The sequence below is a fragment of the Nitrososphaera sp. genome (genome assembly GCF_050748925.1).
GTDB lineage: Archaea > Thermoproteota > Nitrososphaeria > Nitrososphaerales > Nitrososphaeraceae > Nitrososphaera.
In genome coordinates this window covers 1-1,058 of record NZ_JBOGQF010000259.1, presented here as the reverse complement: position 1 = coordinate 1,058, position 1,058 = coordinate 1, and the positions used below count along the sequence as shown (strand labels likewise).

At 54.8% G+C, this 1,058-nt stretch carries 2 protein-coding genes; both read left to right on the top strand.

Features of this window, described 5'->3' with window-relative positions; translation table 11 throughout:
* Positions 1 to 12 precede the first annotated feature (12 nt).
* Entirely contained in the window at positions 13 to 93 is an 81-nt protein-coding gene (locus ACREAY_RS12105) for a DUF3470 domain-containing protein (protein WP_431756019.1), read from the top strand.
* A 143-nt stretch (positions 94 to 236) separates the two neighbouring features.
* Entirely contained in the window at positions 237 to 704 is a 468-nt protein-coding gene (locus tag ACREAY_RS12100; protein ID WP_431756018.1) for a DUF4124 domain-containing protein, read from the top strand.
* Positions 705 to 1,058 lie beyond the last annotated feature (354 nt).

Here is a 1,058-nt window from a genome sequence, read left to right as displayed (position 1 = left end):
GAATGGCCCGTCATCAGCCACCTCAAAGAGGCTCCTCCCGATGCGGATCAGTGGAAAGACGTGAAAGACAAGTTGCACCTGCTTGAGCGCTAAGGCGCGACGCCCCGCCGCTTTTTTGTGCGGGCATTTTTACCACACTCAAGCTATATTTTAAGAATGCTCTAGCTTTCGCGGCTTTGCTGCAGGGCAAATTTTGCCGCCCTCTGGGGCGTCCATAGCAGCGGGTGGGAAAAATCATGCAAGCTCTTGCAATCCAAGTATTAGCATCCTGGGTGGCGCTTGTTTCGGCTCTGTGGATCGCCGATCTCGCCGTGGCGGCGGAGGTTTATAAGTGGGTGGATGAACAAGGCAAAGTTCATTACGGCGACCGCCCCTTGCCGGGCGCCCAATCGGTGCGCCTCAAGGATGTCCCCGAAGTGACCCCCATAGCCGGTGAACGGGAAGAAAAACGCGAGCGGCTGCTGCAAGTATTCAAAGAGCAACGTCAAGAAAAACGAGAACAAGCCGAGGCGCAAAAAAAGCAGAAAGAGGAGCGGGAACGCAATTGCAACCTGGCCAAGGATCAACTGCGAAACTATGAGCAGGCAGGATATATCTACGACATAGACAAAAAGGGCAACCGGGTTATCTACGATGAGGAAAAGCAAGCCGCTGCGGTCCAACAAGCCCGGGATGCCGTCAAGCAGTGGTGCGGAAAAACGTGATTGCAAACCCTCAGCCGCCCCCACTAACGCTTTATTTTAATGAAATACAAGCTACTATATAAATTGGCTCAGCGGCAACCATCTCTGGTAGTACGAGATCGAGCCGCCACAAAGGGACGCTAGCGCAGAGGGGGTATCCGGGTGTCGAAAGCACGCCCCCGTCCCCAAGGACCATAACGTCGCTACGGGAGCTTGCCATACTTCCTTTGTAAGATCATGGACTTATCTGGAAAGATCGAGTTAGTGAACGTCTCCGATGTCGGACGGCGCCGGCCGCATAACGAGGATTGCTGCGCGGCCAATGCTCGGATTGGGCTAGCGGTGGTCGCCGACGGAATGGGTGGCTATAAGGCG